The sequence below is a fragment of the Streptomyces phytophilus genome, assembly GCF_013870535.1.
Lineage (GTDB): Bacteria > Actinomycetota > Actinomycetes > Streptomycetales > Streptomycetaceae > Streptomyces > Streptomyces phytophilus.
This window is the reverse complement of sequence record NZ_JACBXC010001497.1, coordinates 1-1335: the sequence shown is the minus strand read 5'-3', so window position 1 is coordinate 1335 and position 1335 is coordinate 1. Positions and strand designations below refer to the sequence as shown.

The window sequence follows — 1335 nt, the reverse complement described above, 5'->3', positions numbered from 1 at the left end:
GGGATGGCGTAGCCGGCGGCGTAGCCGAGGCGCATGGCGACGTCGAGGTGGCGGGGGTGGAGGCCGGGTTCCGCGGCGAGGTCGGGGCGGCAGACGTCGGCGGGGCGGGTGGCGGCGGGGGCGTCGAGGATGCGCCCGTACGACGTGGACGCGCGTGGCACGGTCTCCATGGCGCCGAGGTCGGCGGCGCCGATGCCGTAGCCGACGCGGGCGTCGGGGCCGCGGCCGTCGGCGGGTTGCAGGACGGCGAAGCCCCGGCGTGCGCCGACGAGTTCCGCGCCGGCGCGGATGATCTCGTAGAGCGCCTGTTCCAACTCCGTGGTGCGGGCGAGGCGTCCGGTCAGCTCGTGGAGTGCGGTGAGGTCGCCGGCCCAGGCGGAGAGGCGGTCGTAGGAGGCCGCGGGGGACTCGGAGGGGTGGGCGATGGCGGGTCGCAGCAGCCGCTGTAGCTCAATTCCGGCCACATTCGGGAACGGTGGGGTGCTCACAGTCGGCGGCTTTCGCGCGGCGGTCCCGCACTCGCGGCCCGCGTTCCGGCGCGACCCGTCGGTACGGGCCTGACCGGCACAGGCATCGCGCTCAACAGCATCGCGGACCCCCATCTCATGCTGCACTACTCGCAATAGATCCACATTTACACGGACTGGTGATGCGATGTCCAGTGTTGTCGGCCCGGGCATGGTGGTGTCCGCGGGGCATGTGTGTTTGGCTGAAAACCGATGGGTGCTCTGTTCAATTGCGGTCGACTGGATTTCGACACGGAGGTCCCCACACAAGCCGGCAACGGCAGGAACCCGCCCAGGCGGCAGTGCGTCCTACAGAACAGAGCCCGGGCCCCGCCCACGCGTGGCGCGCCATCGCAACGACCGATGCACGCCCTCGACGCACCGAAGCAGCGCACCGACGCAGCACAGACACCGCACCGAGACCGCAGTGACTGTATGACCTCGCAAGGTGATCGGCCAGCAGACCCTGGTGCCACGGAAGGATGAGCGCTTATGCGCGAATATCCCGGAAAGCGGCGCAGGCGTAACGGGCAGCGGGAGCTGTCTGACGCGGCGCTGACGTTCGCTTCGCAGTGGCAGTGGCCCGTCGTGCCCGGAGCGGGCCTGCAACCGCAGCGGCGCAGCAGCCGCCGGGACCGCACGCACGACCTGACGCAGGACCGCACGCAGGAACAGGCCCGGCCGCGTGAGCGCGAATGCGCCTGCCCCTTCCCGGAGTGCGCCGCACCCGGGGCACATCCCTACGACCCCGGCGTGCTCGCCGCGACCACGGACCCGCGCATGGTCCGCTGGTGGTGGGAGCAGCAGCCGGACGCGCCGGTGCTGCTCG

General features: G+C 71.5%; 1 protein-coding gene and 1 pseudogene. One reads left to right on the top strand and one right to left on the bottom strand.

Going from position 1 to position 1335, the window contains the following annotated elements; genetic code table 11:
- Positions 1-464: pseudogene (locus H5J30_RS33690) on the bottom strand (PP2C family protein-serine/threonine phosphatase); the annotation flags it as partial.
- A 534-nt stretch (positions 465-998) separates the two neighbouring features.
- On the opposite strand from H5J30_RS33690, the gene H5J30_RS33685 reads away from it, so the two are divergent.
- Positions 999-1335, top strand: a 337-nt coding sequence (locus H5J30_RS33685; protein WP_181791567.1) for a bifunctional DNA primase/polymerase, incomplete at its 3' end; no start/stop codon positions are given.